This window comes from Streptomyces sp. NPDC001668 (genome assembly GCF_042893155.1).
Lineage (GTDB): Bacteria > Actinomycetota > Actinomycetes > Streptomycetales > Streptomycetaceae > Streptomyces.
On record NZ_JBIAUQ010000012.1, the window covers coordinates 158,350 to 173,528 of the forward strand.

Below are 15,179 nucleotides of genomic sequence, written 5' to 3' on the forward strand. Positions count from 1 at the left end.
CCCAGGTCCACCCGTTCGAGTGAGCGAACTCGACCCGCGGTCCTACGCCTGTCGGCGCACGCCCTTCGCCAGTTCGGCGGCGAGCGCGCGGACGCCCTCGACGCCGGCCTTGTCGTCCGGCGCGTCCAGCATCCGCTTGACGAACGCCGAGCCGACGATCACGCCGTCGGCGAAGCCGGCCACCTCGGCGGCCTGCGTCGCGTTGGAGACCCCGAGTCCGACACAGACGGGCAGGCCGGTGCCGGTGGCCCGGGTCCGCTCGACCAGGTCCTGGGCCTGCGCCCCGACCGACTCACGGGTGCCCGTGACGCCCATCAGCGAGGCGGCGTAGACGAACCCGCTGCCGGCCGCGGTGATCTCGGCGAGCCGCGCGTCCTTGCTGCTGGGGGCGACGACGAAGACCGTGGCGAGCCCGTGCTTCTCGGCGTGCTCCCTCCACAGCGCCGACTCCTGCACCGGCAGGTCGGGCAGGATGCAGCCCGCGCCGCCCGCCTCGGCGAGCTCGGCGGTGAAGCGCTCGACGCCGTAGCGGTCGATGGGGTTCCAGTACGTCATCACGAGCACCGGCTTCCCGCTGGCCTCGTAGGTCTCCTTGACCGTCCGCATGACGTCGGCGATCTTGACGCCGCCGCGCAGGGCGATGTCGTCGGCGGTCTGGATGACCGGGCCGTCGAGGACGGGGTCGCTGTGCGGCAGACCCACCTCGACGACGTCGGCGCCACCGTCGAAGGCGGCCTTGATCGCCTCGATGCCGCCGTCCACGGTCGGGAACCCGGCCGGGAGGTAGGCGATGAGCGCGGACCGGCCCTCGGCCTTGGCGGCGGCGAGGGTGTCCGACAGAAGCTGAATGTTCCCGCTCACTTGGCGTCCCCCTCGATCTCCGCGCCGGTACCGGCCTCGTCCGCGGCGACGGCCGCGTCGGTGTCGTACAGGCCGAAGTAGCGTGCGGCCGTGTCCATGTCCTTGTCGCCGCGGCCGGACAGGTTGACGACGATCAGCCCGTCCTTGCCGAGCTCCCTGCCGACCTCCAGGGCGCCGGCCAGCGCGTGGGCGCTCTCGATGGCCGGGATGATGCCCTCGGTGCGGGACAGCAGACGCAGCGCCTGCATGGCCGCGTCGTCGGTGACCGCGCGGTACTCGCCGCGGCCGGAGTCCTTGAGGTAGGAGTGCTCGGGGCCGATGCCCGGGTAGTCCAGACCGGCCGAGATCGAGTACGGCTCGGTGATCTGGCCCTCCTCGTCCTGGAGGACGTAGGAGCGGGAGCCGTGCAGGATCCCGGGCTCGCCCGCGGTGAGGGTCGCCGCGTGCTCGCCGGTCTCCACACCGTGCCCGGCGGGCTCGCAGCCGATGAGGCGTACGTCGGCGTCCGGGATGAAGGCGTGGAACAGGCCGATGGCGTTCGAGCCGCCGCCGACGCAGGCGACGGCCGCGTCGGGAAGACGGCCCGCGCGCTCCAGGAGCTGGCGGCGGGCCTCGACGCCGATGACCCGGTGGAAGTCGCGGACCATGGCCGGGAAGGGGTGCGGTCCCGCGACCGTGCCGAAGAGGTAGTGGGTGCGGTCGACGTTGGCGACCCAGTCGCGGAATGCCTCGTTGATGGCGTCCTTCAGCGTGCGGCTGCCGGACTTCACGGCGATGACCTCGGCGCCGAGCATGCGCATCCGGGCCACGTTGAGGGCCTGGCGCTGGGTGTCGATCTCGCCCATGTAGATCGTGCACTCGAGGCCGAAGAGCGCGCAGGCGGTGGCCGTGGCCACGCCGTGCTGGCCGGCGCCGGTCTCCGCGATCACCCTGGTCTTGCCCATGCGCTTGGTGAGCAGGGCCTGGCCGAGCACGTTGTTGATCTTGTGGGAGCCGGTGTGGTTGAGGTCCTCCCGCTTGAGGAAGACCGTCGCGCCGCCGGCGTGCTCGGCGAACCTCGGCACCTCGGTGAGCGCCGAGGGACGGCCCGTGTAGTTCACGAGCAGGTCGTCGAGCTCGCGGGCGAACTCGGGGTCGTGCTTGGCCTTGTCGTACTCGACGGCGACCTCGTCCACGGCGGCGACGAGGGCCTCCGGGATGAACTTGCCGCCGAAGGTGCCGAAGTAGCCTTCGGGGCTGGGGATTTGACCGTCGGGGTCGGGGATGAAGAACTCGCTGGGCATGGCAATACCTCACGGTGAGTGCAATGAAAAGACACTAATCGCCGTGGGGGCGGAGACAGTCAGACGGCTGCGGGACCGTTGTGGCTGGTCGCGCAGTTCCCCGCGCCCCTGAAGGGGCGCTGCCATCGACGGCCGTTCACCTGGCCGGGTTCGTCACCGATCACATACCGGACCCGACGACCGTGCACCCTGCGTGCGGGCGCGCGGCAACCACGGGGGCGGCAGCCGCGCGCGAGGCGGGCGTACCTGTCCGTGGTTGTCGTCGTGAGGTTCATCGGGGCCAGCCTAGCGAAAGATCAGCCGCGCCCGTGACGCAGAGCCGGATGCTCGCCCGCCGCCACCAGGTCGGAGACCGCCGTCTTCGGGTCCTTGCCCGTCACCAGGGACTCGCCGACCAGGACCGCGTCGGCGCCGGCGTTGGCGTAGGCGATCAGGTCGTGCGGACCGCGGACGCCGGACTCGGCGACCTTGACCAGGTGGGCGGGGATCTCGGGGGCGATGCGCTCGAACGTGCCGCGGTCGACCTCGAGGGTCTTGAGGTTACGCGCGTTGACGCCGATGATCTTCGCTCCGGCGTCCACCGCGCGCTCGACCTCGTCCTCGTCGTGGACCTCGACGAGCGGGGTGAGCCCGATGGACTCGGCGCGCTCGATCAGGGACTCCAGGGCGGGCTGCTCCAGGGCCGCGACGATGAGCAGCGCGAGGTCGGCGCCGTAGGCCCGGGCCTCCCAGAGCTGGTACGACGTGACGATGAAGTCCTTGCGCAGGACCGGGATGTCCACGCGCGCGCGGACGGCCTCCAGGTCGGCCAGCGAGCCGCCGAAGCGGCGCTGTTCGGTGAGGACGGAGATGACGGCCGCGCCGCCCGCCTCGTAGTCGGCCGCGAGGCCCGCCGGGTCGGCGATGGCGGCCAGCGCGCCCTTGGAGGGGCTGGAGCGCTTGACCTCGCAGATGACCTTGACGCCGTCGCCGCGCAGTGCGGCCACACCGTCCTTGGCCGCGGGAGCCTTCGCCGCGCGCTCCTTGAGCTCGTCGAGGCTGACGCGCGCCTGCCGTTCCGCGAGGTCGGCACGGACTCCGTCGATGATCTCGTCGAGCACACTCACGCGAGCGGCCCCCTTCCAGACGGTCGGCAGTTCCAGCGACTGATGGAAACAAGTGGTCACTGCGATGGTATCCGCAGGAGGGCGTAGGCCTCGCATCCGGTTGACGCCGGTCCCTCCCCCGCCCTCGAACAAGCTTCGCATGCTCGGGCGGGAGGTGCCCCCATACTGGACGTTCGCCGGTTGATCAAGGGTGAAGCCAGCCACCGAACGGCAGGTTCCGGACAACCGTGAAGACCAGCAGCAATGCCCCCGCCGTCCACAGCTGCACCGGCCCGAGACCGAGGTCCAGCGGCCGGCCGCGAGCCGCGCGGACCACCCAGACGGTCCACAGCACGGCGAAGCCCAGATAGCCCACGACAGCCATCGCGTTGTCCTGGAGGGCGCCCAGGAAGTCGCCGTGAATGAACGCGTGCGCGCTGCGCAGTCCGCCGCAGCCGGGGCAGTACAGGCCGGTGATCCGGTAGAGCGGACAGACGGGGTAGTGGCCGGGCTGGTTGGGGTCCACGGTCCCCACGTACGCGAAGGCCCCGGCGACGGTGGCGAGGATCCCGGCCGGGACGGCCAGGCGTCCGGCCAGGCCGGTCCTTGGCAGGACGCGCTGAGTGTCTGCGTTCACGTTTGGCATTGTCCCCCGCCCTTGTGCCGAACGCGTGAGGGGCGGCCCCGGCTCTTTCGCCGGGCCGCCCCTTCACGAGGGTCGGGTGCGTGTCAGCTCTTGGCTTCGGCCGCCTCGCGCTGCTGCGTGGTGACGAGCGCCTTGTGGGCGTCCTTGGGCTGGCCCATCCCCATCGCGCTCATGATCCAGCCGATGATGCCGCCGATGGCCACGATCGCCAGACCGGCCCAGAAGCCCGCCGGCTGGGCCATCACCATGAAGGCGCCCGAGACGCAGAAACCGATGAAGGCGATAGTGACACCGGTCCAGGCGGCCGGGGTGTGACCGTGGCTGCTGCCCGCCATTGCTTGCTCCTAGGTGCTGAAGTACGTGTCTGAGCCGGACGCTCGCGGCCCATTGTTCCGTACGCGGGGCAACGACGTGTTCGGGGGTCCGGCAGGAGGGCCGTCACGCGCCCGTCGGGTCTTCCCCGCGGTCGAGCGCCTTCCAGATGTCCTCGGGCCGGTCGGGATCCACGACAGGGGCCTTGCGGCGCACCTTGGGCGCCCCGTCCCGCTCGTAGCGCCCGGACATCGCGGGCCACAGCCTCCCGTACCGAAGGGCGAGAAGCCCGGCCAGAAGGATCAGGGCACCTCCCACGACGGCGACGTAGGGCCAGGCGGTGTGGGAGAGGGAGGCGACCGTCGCCGAGGTGTCGCCGGAGGCCTTGGCCGCCTGCTCGTCCAGCGCGGACGAGTCGCTCGCGCCGATCAGCGCCGCGGTGACGATTCCCGCGCCGGAGAGCGCGAGCAGCGCGGCGACCAGGAGGCGTCCCGCCTTGCGGACGGCGAAGACGGCGACGAGCGCGGCGAGGCCGACTATCGCCAGGGCGGCGGGGACGCCCGTGACGTCACTGCCCTTGGCGGTCAGGGGGAAGGCGCCGCCGGCCACGGTCGCGGTGCCCTCGGCCCACTGCTGGCGGGTGGCCAGCAGCGCCACGGCGGCGCCGAGCGCGCCGCACAGCAGGGCGACGGCGAGACTCAGACGTCCGGCCCTGGTGGGTCCGGCGGCTTCGGAACGGGGGTGGGGTACGGCAGTCACGTACCCCACTATCACCCGAACCCCGGGCGAACGGTGACCCGGGGCTCCGTGAGAATCGCCCTATTCGCCCAAGCGGTTCGCCGTGTGGACCGCCCGCAGGACGGCCGCCGCCTTGTTCCGGCACTCCGTGTCCTCGGCGACCGGGTCGGAGTCGGCGACGATGCCGGCGCCGGCCTGGACGTAGGCGGTGCCGTCCCTCAGCAGCGCGGTACGGATGGCGATCGCGGTGTCGGAGTCGCCCGCGAAGTCGAGGTAGCCGACGCAGCCGCCGTACAACCCGCGCCGGGACGGCTCGAGTTCGTCGATGATCTGCATCGCCCGGGGCTTCGGCGCCCCGGAGAGCGTGCCGGCCGGAAAACAGGCCGTCAGCACGTCGAAGGCGGTACGGCCCTGCGCGACCTTGCCGGTGACGGTCGACACGATGTGCATCACGTGGGAGTACCGCTCGACGGACATGAAGTCGACGACCTCCACGGAACCCGGCTCGCAGACGCGCCCCAGGTCGTTGCGCCCGAGGTCCACCAGCATCAGGTGCTCGGCGCGCTCCTTCGGGTCGGCGAGCAGCTCGTCGGCGAGGGCCTGGTCCTCCTGCGGGGTGGCCCCGCGCCAGCGGGTGCCGGCGATGGGGTGCACCATGGCGTGTCCGTCCTCGACCTTGACCAGGGCCTCGGGGGACGAGCCCACGACGTCGAAGCCGTCGAAGCGGAACAGGTACATGTACGGGGAGGGGTTCGTGGCCCTGAGGACCCGGTAGACGTCCAGCGCGCTCGCCGTGCACGGCGTCTCGAAGCGCTGCGAGGGGACGACCTGGAAGGCCTCGCCGGCCCGGATGCGCTCCTTGATGTCCTCGACGGCCTCCTGGAAGTCGGGGCCGCCCCAGAGCGCGGTGTACTCGGGCAGCTCGGAGGGCGGGAGGACCGCCGGGGGCTGGGCCACCGCGCGGGACAGGTCCGCCTCCATGGCGTCCAGGCGGGCCACCGCGTCCGCGTGGGCCTCGTCGACGCCGGTGTCCAGGTCGTTGTGGTTGATCGCGTTGGCGATCAGCAGGACCGAGCCCTCCCAGTGGTCCATGACGGCGAGGTCGCTGGTGAGCAGCATGGTCAGCTCGGGCAGCTTGAGGTCGTCCCGCTCCCCCGGGCCGATCTTCTCCAGGCGGCGGACGATGTCGTAGCCGAGGTAGCCGACCATGCCGCCGGTGAAGGGCGGCAGGCCCTCCTGGTGCGGGGTGTGCAGGGCCTCGATGGTGGCGCGCAGGGCGGCCAGCGGGTCGCCGTCGACGGGGACGCCGACCGGTGGGGTGCCGAGCCAGTGCGCCTGGCCGTCGCGGGCGGTCAGGGTCGCGGCGGAGCGCACGCCCACGAAGGAGTAGCGGGACCACGAGCGGCCGTTCTCCGCGGACTCCAGCAGGAAGGTGCCGGGGCGCTCGGCGGCGAGCTTGCGGTAGAGGGCGACCGGGGTGTCGCCGTCGGCCAGGAGCTTGCGCGTGACGGGGATGACACGGCGGTCGGTGGCCAGCTTGCGGAAGGTCTCGAGGTCCATGGCGGCTGACCTTACTGATCCGAGGCGGTGGCACCGGAATCGGCGCCGTCCTTGAGGAGCACGTCCTCGTCGAAGCAGGTCCGCGCGCCGGTGTGGCAGGCGGCACCGACCTGGTCCACCTTGACCAGCACGGTGTCGGCGTCGCAGTCCAGGGCGACGGACTTGACCCACTGGAAGTGGCCGGAGGTGTCGCCCTTGACCCAGTACTCCCGGCGGCTGCGCGACCAGTAGGTGCAGCGGCCGGTGGTCAGGGTGCGGTGCAGCGCCTCGTCGTCCATCCAGCCGAGCATGAGCACCTCACCGGTGTCGTACTGCTGGGCGATGGCGGGGACGAGCCCGTCGGCGCTGCGCTTGAGGCGCGCGGCGATCTCCGGGTCGAGGCTGCTGCTGGGCGGGGGCGTGCTGGTCATGCATGCCATTGTGCCGCGCGCCACTGACAGTGACGGTGGGGTGTCCACTGTGCGGACCCGACAGGCGGTCGTAGGCTGACTGCATGTCGACTTTCGCCAAGCGTGAACGACTTCTCCTCGCCGACCTGTTGGAGGCCGAGGGCCCGGAGGCCCCGACCCTCTGCGAGGGCTGGCTCACCCGTGATCTCGCGGCGCACGTGGTGGTGCGCGAGCGCCGTCCCGACGCCGCCGGCGGTCTGCTGATCAAGCAGCTCGCGTCCCGCCTGGACCGGGTGATGACCGAGTTCTCCGAGAAGCCCTACGAAGAACTGATCCAGCTCATCCGCACGGGCCCACCGCGCTTCTCGCCGTTCCAGCTCAAGCAGGTCGAGGAGCTGTCGAACACGGTGGAGTTCTACGTCCACACCGAGGACGTCCGCCGGGCCCGCCCCGACTGGACGCCGCGCGAGCTGGACTCCGTCTTCCAGGACGCCCTGTGGTCCCGTCTGGAGCGCACCGCCCGGCTGATGGGGCGCGGTGTCCCCACCGGTCTGGTGCTGCGCCGCCCGGACGGCCAGACGGCGGTCGCCCACCGCGGCACACCGGTCGTGACCGTGACCGGTGAGCCCTCGGAGCTGCTGCTGTTCCTCTACGGCCGGCAGAGCGCGGCCAAGGTGGAGCTGGACGGCGACAAGGAGGCGATCGCCAAGCTGCACGAGGCGAAGGAACTCGGGATCTGAGAAACCCCGGTCACCGGTGCCGGTGACCGGGGCTCGGGAGCCGCACTACCGCACGGGGTGGCCCGCCGCCCGCAGCGTCTCCTTCACCTCGCCGATCCGCAGATCGCCGAAGTGGAACACCGAGGCGGCGAGGACCGCGTCCGCGCCCGCGCCGATGGCCGGCGGGAAGTGGTCCAGCCTGCCCGCGCCGCCGGAGGCGATCAGCGGGACGCTCACGTGCTTGCGGACGGCCTCGATCATCTCCAGGTCGTAGCCGTCCTTGGTGCCGTCCGCGTCCATCGAGTTGAGCAGGATCTCACCGGCGCCCAGCTCGGCGGCCCGGTGCGCCCACTCGACGGCGTCGATGCCGGTGCCCTTGCGGCCGCCGTGCGTGGTCACCTCGAAGGAGCCTTCAGGAGTGCGGCGCGCGTCCACCGACAGCACCAGCACCTGCCGGCCGAACCGCTCGGCGATCTCGCGGATCAGGTCGGGGCGGGCGATGGCCGCGGTGTTCACACCCACCTTGTCCGCACCGGCCCGCAGCAGCTTGTCGACGTCCTCGGCGGTGCGGACCCCGCCGCCGACCGTCAGCGGGATGAAGACCTGCTCGGCGGTGCGGCGCACCACGTCGTAGGTCGTCTCGCGGTTGCCGGAGGAGGCGGTGATGTCCAGGAACGTCAGCTCGTCGGCGCCCTCGGCGTCGTAGACCTTGGCCATTTCGACGGGGTCGCCCGCGTCGCGCAGGTTCTGGAAGTTGACGCCCTTGACGACCCGGCCGTTGTCCACGTCCAGGCAGGGGATGACTCGTACGGCGAGGGTCATGCTGCGGACACTCCTCGGAACGCCTCCACCTCGACCTCGACGACCAGGCTGGGGTCCACGAAGCCGGAGACGATGATCATGGACGCGGCGGGCCGGACGGCGTCGAACAGCTCCTTGTGGGCGCGGCCAACATCGTCCACATCGCGGGCATGAGTGATGTACATACGGGTGCGCACCACATCCTCCCGGCCGAGCCCCAGCTCCTTCAGCGCGGCGAAGGCGACGTTGAAGGAGTTGACGGTCTGCTCGTACGGGTCGCCCGCGACGATCTCGCCGTCCACCACAGAGGTGCAGCCGGAGACCAGCACCAGGCCGTTGGGGAGTTCCACCGCGCGGGAGTACCCGAAGGTCTCCTCCCAGGGCGCACCGGTCGTGACGCGTCGTACGTCGCTCACTGAGCCACCGCCTCCAGGGCCTCTTCCAGGGTGAACGCCTTCGCGTACAGCGCCTTCCCGACGATGGAACCCTCGACACCGAGCGGCACCAGCTCGGCGATGGCCCGCAGGTCGTCCAGCGAGGACACCCCGCCGGAGGCCACCACCGGGCGGTCGGTCGCCGCGCAGACGTTCCTCAGCAGCTCCAGGTTCGGGCCCTGGAGCGTGCCGTCCTTGGCGATGTCGGTGACGACGTACCGCGCGCAGCCCTCCTTGTCGAGCCGTGCCAGCGCCTCGTAGAGGTCGCCGCCCTCGCTGGTCCAGCCGCGGCCCTTGAGGGTCGTACCGCGGACGTCGAGACCGACCGCGATCTTGTCGCCGTGCTCGGCGATGACCTTGGCGACCCACTCGGGGCTCTCCAGGGCGGCGGTGCCGAGGTTCACCCGGGTGCAGCCGGTGGCGAGGGCGGCGGCCAGGGAGGCGTCGTCGCGGATGCCGCCGGACAGCTCGACCTTGATGTCCATCGCCTCGGTGACCTGCCGGACCAGCTCGCGGTTGTCGCCGGTGCCGAACGCCGCGTCCAGGTCGACCAGGTGCAGCCACTCGGCGCCCGACCGCTGCCAGGACAGGGCGGCCTCCAGCGGGGAGCCGTACGAGGTCTCGGTGCCGGACTCGCCGTGCACGAGGCGGACGGCCTGGCCGTCGCGGACGTCGACGGCGGGAAGGAGTTCGAGCTTGCTCACAGTGTTCCGATCCAGTTGGTGAGGAGCTGCGCACCGGCGTCGCCGGACTTCTCGGGGTGGAACTGCGTGGCCCACAGGGCGCCGTTCTCCACGGCGGCCACGAAGGGCTTGCCGTGGGTCGACCAGGTCACGCGCGGTGCCTGCATCGACGGGTTGTGCGTCTCCAGGGACCAGTCGTGGACGGCGTAGGAGTGCACGAAGTAGAAGCGGGCGTCGGCGTCCAGGCCGGCGAACAGCTGGGAGTCGTCGGGCGCGTCGACGGTGTTCCAGCCCATGTGGGGCACGATCTCGGCCTTCAGCGGCTCGACCGAGCCGGGCCACTCGTCTAGGCCGTCGGTCTCCACGCCGTGCTCGATGCCGCGCGCGAAGAGGATCTGCATGCCGACGCAGATGCCCATCACCGGACGGCCGCCGGACAGCCTGCGGTCGATGATCCAGTCACCGCGGGCCTCGTGCAGGCCCTTCATGCAGGCGGCGAAGGCGCCGACGCCCGGCACCAGCAGGCCGTCGGCGTTCATGGCCTTGTCGTAGTCGCGCGTTATCTCGACCTCGGCTCCCGCGCGCGCGAGGGCGCGCTCGGCGGAGCGCACGTTGCCGAAGCCGTAGTCGAAGACGACCACTCGCTTGGACGGGCTCAATTCCACACCTCCAGCCTCATGACACCGGCGACGAGACACATCCCGGCGGCGATGGAGAGCAGCACGATGAGGCCCTTGGGCATCTGCTGCTTGACGAAGGAGTAGATGCCGCCGGCCAGGAAGAGGCCGACGACGATCAGGAGGGTCGACAGGCCGGTCACAGCGCGCCCTTCGTGGAGGGGAGGATGCCGGCCGCGCGCGGGTCGCGCTCGGAGGCGTAGCGCAGGGCCCGGGCGAGCGCCTTGAACTGGCACTCCACGATGTGGTGGGCGTTGCGCCCGTACGGCACGTGCACGTGCAGGGCGATCTGCGCCTGGGCCACGAAGGACTCCAGGATGTGCCGGGTCATCGTGGTGTCGTACTCGCCGATCATCGGCGCCATGTTCTCGGGCTCGGTGTGCACGAGGTAGGGGCGGCCGGACAGGTCCACGGTCACCTGGGCGAGTGACTCGTCCAGGGGGACCGTGCAGTTGCCGAAGCGGTAGATGCCCACCTTGTCGCCGAGCGCCTGCTTGAAGGCGGCACCGAGGGCGAGGGCGGTGTCCTCGATGGTGTGGTGGGAGTCGATGTGCAGGTCGCCCTCGGTCTTCACGGTGAGGTCGAACAGACCGTGCCGGCCGAGCTGGTCGAGCATGTGGTCGTAGAAGCCGACGCCTGTCGACACGTCGACCTTTCCGCTGCCGTCGAGATCGATCTCGACGAGCACCGAGGTCTCCTTGGTGACTCGCTCCACGCGTCCTACGCGGCTCATGCGTTCAGCTCCTTCTTCAACTCACGGACCGCGTCGAGGAACGCGTCGTTCTCTTCGGGGGTTCCGGCGGACACCCGCAGCCACCCCGGAATGCCGTTGTCCCGGACCAGGACACCCCGGTCGAGGATCTTCTGCCAGGCCGCGTGCGAGCCGCCGGGGCCGTCGAACCGCCCGAACTGCACGAAGTTCGCGTCCGACTCCACGACCTCGAAGCCGATCGCCCGCAGCTCGCTCACCAGCCGGTCCCGCTCGGCCTTCAGCTGCTCGACGTACTTGAGCAGCGTGTCGGTGTGCTCCAGGGCCGCGAGGGCGGTCGCCTGGGTGACGGCCGACAGGTGGTAAGGGAGTCGTACGAGCTGTACGGCGTCCACGACCGCCGGGTGCGCGGCGAGGTAGCCGAGGCGCAGGCCCGCCGCGCCGAACGCCTTCGACATCGTCCGGGAGATGACGAGATTCGGCCGGCCCTCGATGAGGGGCAGCAGCGAGTGCCCGTGGCTGAACTCGATGTACGCCTCGTCGACCACGACCATGGACGGCTTCGCCGCCTGCGCGGCCTCGTACAGGGCGAGGACCGTCTCGGGCGGGACCGCGTTGCCGGTGGGGTTGTTGGGGGTGGTGATGAAGACGACGTCCGGCTGGTGCGAGGCGATCGCCTGCACCGCCGCCTCGACGTCGACGGTGAAGTCCGCGTTCCGGGGACCGGAGATCCAGCCGGTGCCGGTGCCGCGCGCGATGAGCGCGTGCATCGAGTACGACGGCTCGAAGCCGATCGCCGTACGGCCGGGTCCGCCGAAGGTCTGGAGCAGCTGCTGGATGACCTCGTTGGAGCCGTTGGCCGCCCAGACGTTGGCGAGGCCCACCTCGTGGCCCGAGGTGTCCGTCAGGTACTCGGCGAGCCGGGTGCGCAGCTCGACCGCGTCCCGGTCCGGGTAGCGGTTGAGGTCGCGGGCGGCCTCGCGGACGCGCTCGGTGATGCGCTCGACCAGCGGCTCGGGCAGCCGGTAGGGGTTCTCGTTGGTGTTCAGCCGTACGGGGACGTCCAACTGGGGCGCGCCGTAGGGGGACTTGCCGCGCAGCTCGTCCCGTACGGGAAGATCGTCGATGCCGGTCACTTGCTCTCGGGAACCTTCCAGTCGAACCGTGCCTTGATCGCCGCCCCGTGGGCCGGCAAGTCCTCCGCCTCCGCCAGCGTCACCACGTGGTGCGCCACGTCCGCGAGCGCGTCCTTCGTGTAGTCGACGATGTGGATGCCCCGGAGGAAGGACTGCACGGACAGACCGGAGGAGTGGCAGGCGCAACCGCCGGTCGGGAGCACGTGGTTGGAGCCGGCGGCGTAGTCGCCCAGCGACACGGGCGCCCACGGGCCGACGAAGATCGCCCCGGCGTTGCGCACCCGGTCGGCCACCGCGGCGGCGTCGGCCGTCTGGATCTCCAGGTGCTCGGCGCCGTACGCGTCGACGACCCGGAGTCCTTCGTCGATGCCGTCGACGAGGACGATCGCGGACTGCCTGCCCCCCAGGGCGGGCACGATCCGGTCCTCGATGTGCTTGGTGGCCGCGACCTGCGGTTCCAGCTCCTTCTCGACCGCGTCCGCCAGCTCGACGGAGTCGGTGACCAGGACGGCCGCGGCCAGCGGGTCGTGCTCGGCCTGGCTGATCAGGTCGGAGGCCACGTGCACCGGGTCGGCGGAGGAGTCCGCGAGGACCGCGATCTCGGTCGGGCCGGCCTCGGCGTCGATGCCGATCCTGCCGGTGAAGTAGCGCTTGGCGGCGGCGACCCAGATGTTGCCGGGCCCGGTGACCATGTTCGCGGGCGGGCAGGACTCGGTGCCGTACGCGAACATCGCGACGGCGGTCGCGCCACCGGCGGCGTAGACCTCGTCGACGCCGAGCAGCGCGCAGGCGGCGAGGATCGTCGGGTGCGGGAGTCCGCCGAACTCGGCCTGGGCGGGGGACGCGAGGGCGATCGACTCGACGCCGGCCTCCTGCGCGGGCACCACGTTCATGATCACGGAGGAGGGGTAGACGGACCGGCCGCCCGGCGCGTACAGCCCGACCCGGTCGACCGGCACCCATTTCTCGGTCACGCTGCCGCCGGGCACGACCTGGGTCGTGTGGGTGCTGCGGCGCTGTTCGCGGTGGACGAGGCGGGCCCGGCGGATGGACTCCTCCAGGGCCGCACGCACGGCGGGGTCGAGCTCTTCGAGCGCCTTTTCGAGCGCCGCCGCGGGCACCCGCACCCGCTCCAGCTTCACCCCGTCGAACTTCTCCGCGAAGTCGATCAGCGCCGCGTCGCCCCGATGATGCACGGCCTCGCAGATCGGACGCACCTTCTCCAGGGCGGCCGAGACGTCGAAGTCGGCTCGGGGCAGCAGGTCGCGCAGGGCGGGGCCCTCGGGGAGGGCGTCGCCGCGCAGATCGATTCGGGAGATCACTCGTCAATTCTCTCAGACCCGCATCAGGGCCCGTCCGCGCATTCCAATGGCTGATACGCAACCCGGAAGATCCCCTTCACGTCTAGCGTTCGGGGGGTTACTCAGCGGGCATGAACGGTTTTACGAATCCCACGAGCCGCAAGGAGCTGGAAGAACCGTGACCGAGGGGGCCGGCATCCGGGACATCCACGACGGAGACCTGCCGGACGATCTGACCGCCGCCGAGGCCGGCATGTGGCAGGCCTTCCGCAACGGCAGCGTGTACGACCTGAGCAGCGGCGACACCGTCGTCGACGATCCGCACGGCGGGCATCCGTGGGGGCCCGAGCGGACGGTACGCGCGCGGATCGTGTGCTGGCTGCTCCTGGACGGTCCGCCCGCGCTCGCCGGCCGGGTGTCGTCCCTGAAGCTCACCGGCGTGCAGATCAGCGGCACTCTGGACCTCGCGGGCGGCACGGTGGTGCCGTACGTCGAGATGAAGGGCTGCCGGTTCGAGCGGGAGATCCTGCTGCCGGAGGCCCGCTTCACCACCGCGCGGTTCGTGAACTGCTCGGTGCCGCGTCTGGAGGCCGCCCGGGTGCACACCGAGGGCGATCTGCATCTGCCGCGCTGCCGCTTCCACAACGGCGTACGGCTGACCGACGCGCACATCGGCACGGACCTGCTGATGAACCAGGCGATCGTCTACCGCGACCGCAGCGGCCGCTCCCTCGCCGCTGACGGCATGACGGTGGGCCAGGACCTCCAGGCCGAGCTGCTGGAGTCGCACGGCGAGCTGAGCCTGCGCAGCGCCACCATCGGGGTCTCGCTGAGCCTGCGCGGCGCCCGGCTGAACAACCCGTACACGCGGCTCGCGCTGAACGCCCCCCAGCTGACCGTCGAGCGCACGCTGTACATGACCCCGGCGGGCGTCGGCGCGTCCATGCTGAGCGGGGCGACCCCCGCGCGCGGGACGCGGATCCAGCGCTTCGAGTGCCAGGGCGGGGTACGGCTGGACGACGGACGGTTCGGGGACGCCGTGGACCTGGAGCGGGCCCGGTTCACCTTCACCGACGAGCAGGAGCTGTCGCTGCGCCGCATCCAGGCGCCCGAACTGCGCTTTCTCGGCGAGAAGCCGCAACGCGGCAAGGTGGTCCTGTCGGGCGCCCGGGTCGGCAACCTCGTGGACCGGGCGACCGCGTGGCCGGGGCCCGGCAATCTGCACATGGGCGGCTTCGCCTACGAGAACCTCGTGCCGCACGGCCCGTTCCCGCTGGCCGAGCGGCTGGAGTGGGTGGCGGCCGCGACCGCCGAGTACAACCCGGAGCCGTACGAGCGGCTCGCCGCCGTGCTGCGGGCCGGCGGCGAGGACGAGGACGCGCGCGAGGTGCTGCTCGCCAAGCAGCGCCGGCGCCGCGAGAGCCTGCCGCCGGCCGCCAAGCTGTGGGGATACGTGCAGGACTGGACGGTCGCCTACGGGTACCGGCCCGGGCGGGCCGCCGTATGGATGGCGGTGCTGTGGGCGGCGGGCTCCGTGGCGTTCGCACACGCGAGCCATCCACCGCTCAAGAGCGGCGACCATCCGGCCTGGAATCCCGCCCTCTTCGCTCTCGACCTGCTGCTTCCGGTGATCGACCTGGGGCAGGTCGGCTTCTGGCAGCTGCGCGGCGGCTGGCAGTGGCTGGCGGCGGCGATGGTCCTCCTCGGCTGGGTCCTGGCGACCACGGTGGCGGCGGGGGCCACGAGGCTGCTGCGGCGGAGCTGACGCGATCTGTGAAGAAATCGGCAGGACACCGGGAGGGACTGGTGAGACCGCTGGTCAGAGAGTTGTTGAACGGTCACCTT

Annotated in this window: 19 protein-coding genes; 2 read left to right on the forward strand and 17 right to left on the reverse strand. The window is 71.2% G+C overall.

What is annotated here, in order from left to right:
- Positions 1-42: 42 nt before the first annotated feature.
- The 9 genes from trpA to hisI form a co-directional block, all read right to left on the reverse strand.
- A complete protein-coding gene (trpA, locus tag ACFYZ8_RS31110; RefSeq protein WP_388541662.1) occupies positions 43-861 on the reverse strand; it encodes a tryptophan synthase subunit alpha in 819 nt (272 codons plus the stop codon).
- On the reverse strand, positions 858-2,144 hold the full coding sequence (trpB, locus tag ACFYZ8_RS31115) for a tryptophan synthase subunit beta (RefSeq protein ID WP_388541659.1): 1,287 nt from the start codon (positions 2,142-2,144) through the stop codon (positions 858-860). Before trpB ends, trpA begins: the two co-directional genes overlap by 4 nt.
- Before the next feature lie 59 nt (positions 2,145-2,203).
- Positions 2,204-2,419, reverse strand: coding sequence for a tryptophan biosynthesis modulator TrpM (gene trpM, locus ACFYZ8_RS31120; protein WP_388541657.1), 216 nt, complete (start codon positions 2,417-2,419; stop codon positions 2,204-2,206).
- Between the two features lie 21 nt (positions 2,420-2,440).
- Positions 2,441-3,250, reverse strand: coding sequence for an indole-3-glycerol phosphate synthase TrpC (gene trpC / locus ACFYZ8_RS31125; RefSeq protein WP_031048148.1), 810 nt, complete (start codon positions 3,248-3,250; stop codon positions 2,441-2,443).
- Between the two features lie 184 nt (positions 3,251-3,434).
- Entirely contained in the window at positions 3,435-3,875 is a 441-nt protein-coding gene (locus ACFYZ8_RS31130; protein WP_388541654.1) for a DUF2752 domain-containing protein, read from the reverse strand.
- 83 nt (positions 3,876-3,958) lie between these two features.
- Positions 3,959-4,210, reverse strand: coding sequence for an HGxxPAAW family protein (locus ACFYZ8_RS31135; protein WP_359029490.1), 252 nt, complete (start codon positions 4,208-4,210; stop codon positions 3,959-3,961).
- 103 nt (positions 4,211-4,313) lie between these two features.
- Complete coding sequence (locus ACFYZ8_RS31140) at positions 4,314-4,955, reverse strand: TIGR02234 family membrane protein (protein ID WP_388541651.1); 642 nt, start codon at positions 4,953-4,955, stop codon at positions 4,314-4,316.
- A gap of 51 nt (positions 4,956-5,006) precedes the next feature.
- On the reverse strand, positions 5,007-6,485 hold the full coding sequence (locus ACFYZ8_RS31145; protein ID WP_359029488.1) for an anthranilate synthase component I: 1,479 nt from the start codon (positions 6,483-6,485) through the stop codon (positions 5,007-5,009).
- Between the two features lie 11 nt (positions 6,486-6,496).
- A complete protein-coding gene (gene hisI, locus ACFYZ8_RS31150; RefSeq protein ID WP_388541648.1) occupies positions 6,497-6,895 on the reverse strand; it encodes a phosphoribosyl-AMP cyclohydrolase in 399 nt (132 codons plus the stop codon).
- 83 nt (positions 6,896-6,978) lie between these two features.
- On the opposite strand from hisI, the gene ACFYZ8_RS31155 reads away from it, so the two are divergent.
- Positions 6,979-7,614, forward strand: a complete 636-nt coding sequence (locus tag ACFYZ8_RS31155) for a TIGR03085 family metal-binding protein (protein ID WP_359029486.1) — start codon at positions 6,979-6,981, stop codon at positions 7,612-7,614.
- Between the two features lie 45 nt (positions 7,615-7,659).
- Here ACFYZ8_RS31155 and hisF read toward each other — a convergent pair whose 3' ends face one another.
- From hisF to hisD, 8 genes are read right to left on the reverse strand one after another with little or no spacing between them, the layout of a single operon-like run.
- Positions 7,660-8,415 carry an imidazole glycerol phosphate synthase subunit HisF gene (hisF, locus tag ACFYZ8_RS31160; protein WP_359029485.1) on the reverse strand — a complete coding sequence of 252 codons (756 nt, stop codon included), beginning with the start codon at positions 8,413-8,415 and terminating at the stop codon, positions 7,660-7,662.
- Complete coding sequence (locus tag ACFYZ8_RS31165) at positions 8,412-8,810, reverse strand: RidA family protein (protein ID WP_359029484.1); 399 nt, start codon at positions 8,808-8,810, stop codon at positions 8,412-8,414. The genes hisF and ACFYZ8_RS31165 overlap by 4 nt, the downstream gene beginning before the upstream one ends.
- Positions 8,807-9,532, reverse strand: coding sequence for a bifunctional 1-(5-phosphoribosyl)-5-((5-phosphoribosylamino)methylideneamino)imidazole-4-carboxamide isomerase/phosphoribosylanthranilate isomerase PriA (priA, locus tag ACFYZ8_RS31170; protein ID WP_388541643.1), 726 nt, complete (start codon positions 9,530-9,532; stop codon positions 8,807-8,809). The genes ACFYZ8_RS31165 and priA overlap by 4 nt, the downstream gene beginning before the upstream one ends.
- Positions 9,529-10,170, reverse strand: coding sequence for an imidazole glycerol phosphate synthase subunit HisH (hisH, locus tag ACFYZ8_RS31175; protein WP_359029482.1), 642 nt, complete (start codon positions 10,168-10,170; stop codon positions 9,529-9,531). The genes priA and hisH overlap by 4 nt, the downstream gene beginning before the upstream one ends.
- Positions 10,167-10,331, reverse strand: coding sequence for a hypothetical protein (locus ACFYZ8_RS31180; protein WP_007381382.1), 165 nt, complete (start codon positions 10,329-10,331; stop codon positions 10,167-10,169). The genes hisH and ACFYZ8_RS31180 overlap by 4 nt, the downstream gene beginning before the upstream one ends.
- Positions 10,328-10,921 (reverse strand): imidazoleglycerol-phosphate dehydratase HisB, encoded by a 594-nt coding sequence (hisB, locus tag ACFYZ8_RS31185; protein WP_030932889.1) that lies wholly within the window; start codon positions 10,919-10,921, stop codon positions 10,328-10,330. The genes ACFYZ8_RS31180 and hisB overlap by 4 nt, the downstream gene beginning before the upstream one ends.
- Entirely contained in the window at positions 10,918-12,033 is a 1,116-nt protein-coding gene (locus ACFYZ8_RS31190; RefSeq protein ID WP_388541638.1) for a histidinol-phosphate transaminase, read from the reverse strand. The genes hisB and ACFYZ8_RS31190 overlap by 4 nt, the downstream gene beginning before the upstream one ends.
- Positions 12,030-13,355: a histidinol dehydrogenase gene (gene hisD, locus ACFYZ8_RS31195; protein ID WP_388541635.1), complete on the reverse strand. Its 1,326-nt coding sequence runs from the start codon at positions 13,353-13,355 to the stop codon at positions 12,030-12,032. Before hisD ends, ACFYZ8_RS31190 begins: the two co-directional genes overlap by 4 nt.
- A 157-nt stretch (positions 13,356-13,512) precedes the next feature.
- Between hisD and ACFYZ8_RS31200 the strand changes: the two genes are divergently transcribed.
- Positions 13,513-15,099, forward strand: a complete 1,587-nt coding sequence (locus ACFYZ8_RS31200) for an oxidoreductase (RefSeq protein ID WP_388541633.1) — start codon at positions 13,513-13,515, stop codon at positions 15,097-15,099.
- The last annotated feature ends 80 nt before the right edge of the window (positions 15,100-15,179 follow it).

Bases quoted from the DNA above. Each gene is read 5' to 3' on its own strand.
- trpB (WP_388541659.1), bottom strand. From the start codon at position 2,144: ATGCCCAGCGAGTTCTTCATCCCCGACCCCGACGGTCAAATCCCCAGC.
- trpM (WP_388541657.1), bottom strand. From the start codon at position 2,419: ATGAACCTCACGACGACAACCACGGACAGGTACGCCCGCCTCGCGCGC.
- ACFYZ8_RS31130 (WP_388541654.1), bottom strand. From the start codon at position 3,875: ATGCCAAACGTGAACGCAGACACTCAGCGCGTCCTGCCAAGGACCGGC.
- ACFYZ8_RS31135 (WP_359029490.1), bottom strand. From the start codon at position 4,210: ATGGCGGGCAGCAGCCACGGTCACACCCCGGCCGCCTGGACCGGTGTC.
- ACFYZ8_RS31145 (WP_359029488.1), bottom strand. From the start codon at position 6,485: ATGGACCTCGAGACCTTCCGCAAGCTGGCCACCGACCGCCGTGTCATC.
- hisI (WP_388541648.1), bottom strand. From the start codon at position 6,895: ATGACCAGCACGCCCCCGCCCAGCAGCAGCCTCGACCCGGAGATCGCC.
- ACFYZ8_RS31155 (WP_359029486.1), top strand. From the start codon at position 6,979: ATGTCGACTTTCGCCAAGCGTGAACGACTTCTCCTCGCCGACCTGTTG.
- hisF (WP_359029485.1), bottom strand. From the start codon at position 8,415: ATGACCCTCGCCGTACGAGTCATCCCCTGCCTGGACGTGGACAACGGC.
- hisB (WP_030932889.1), bottom strand. From the start codon at position 10,921: ATGAGCCGCGTAGGACGCGTGGAGCGAGTCACCAAGGAGACCTCGGTG.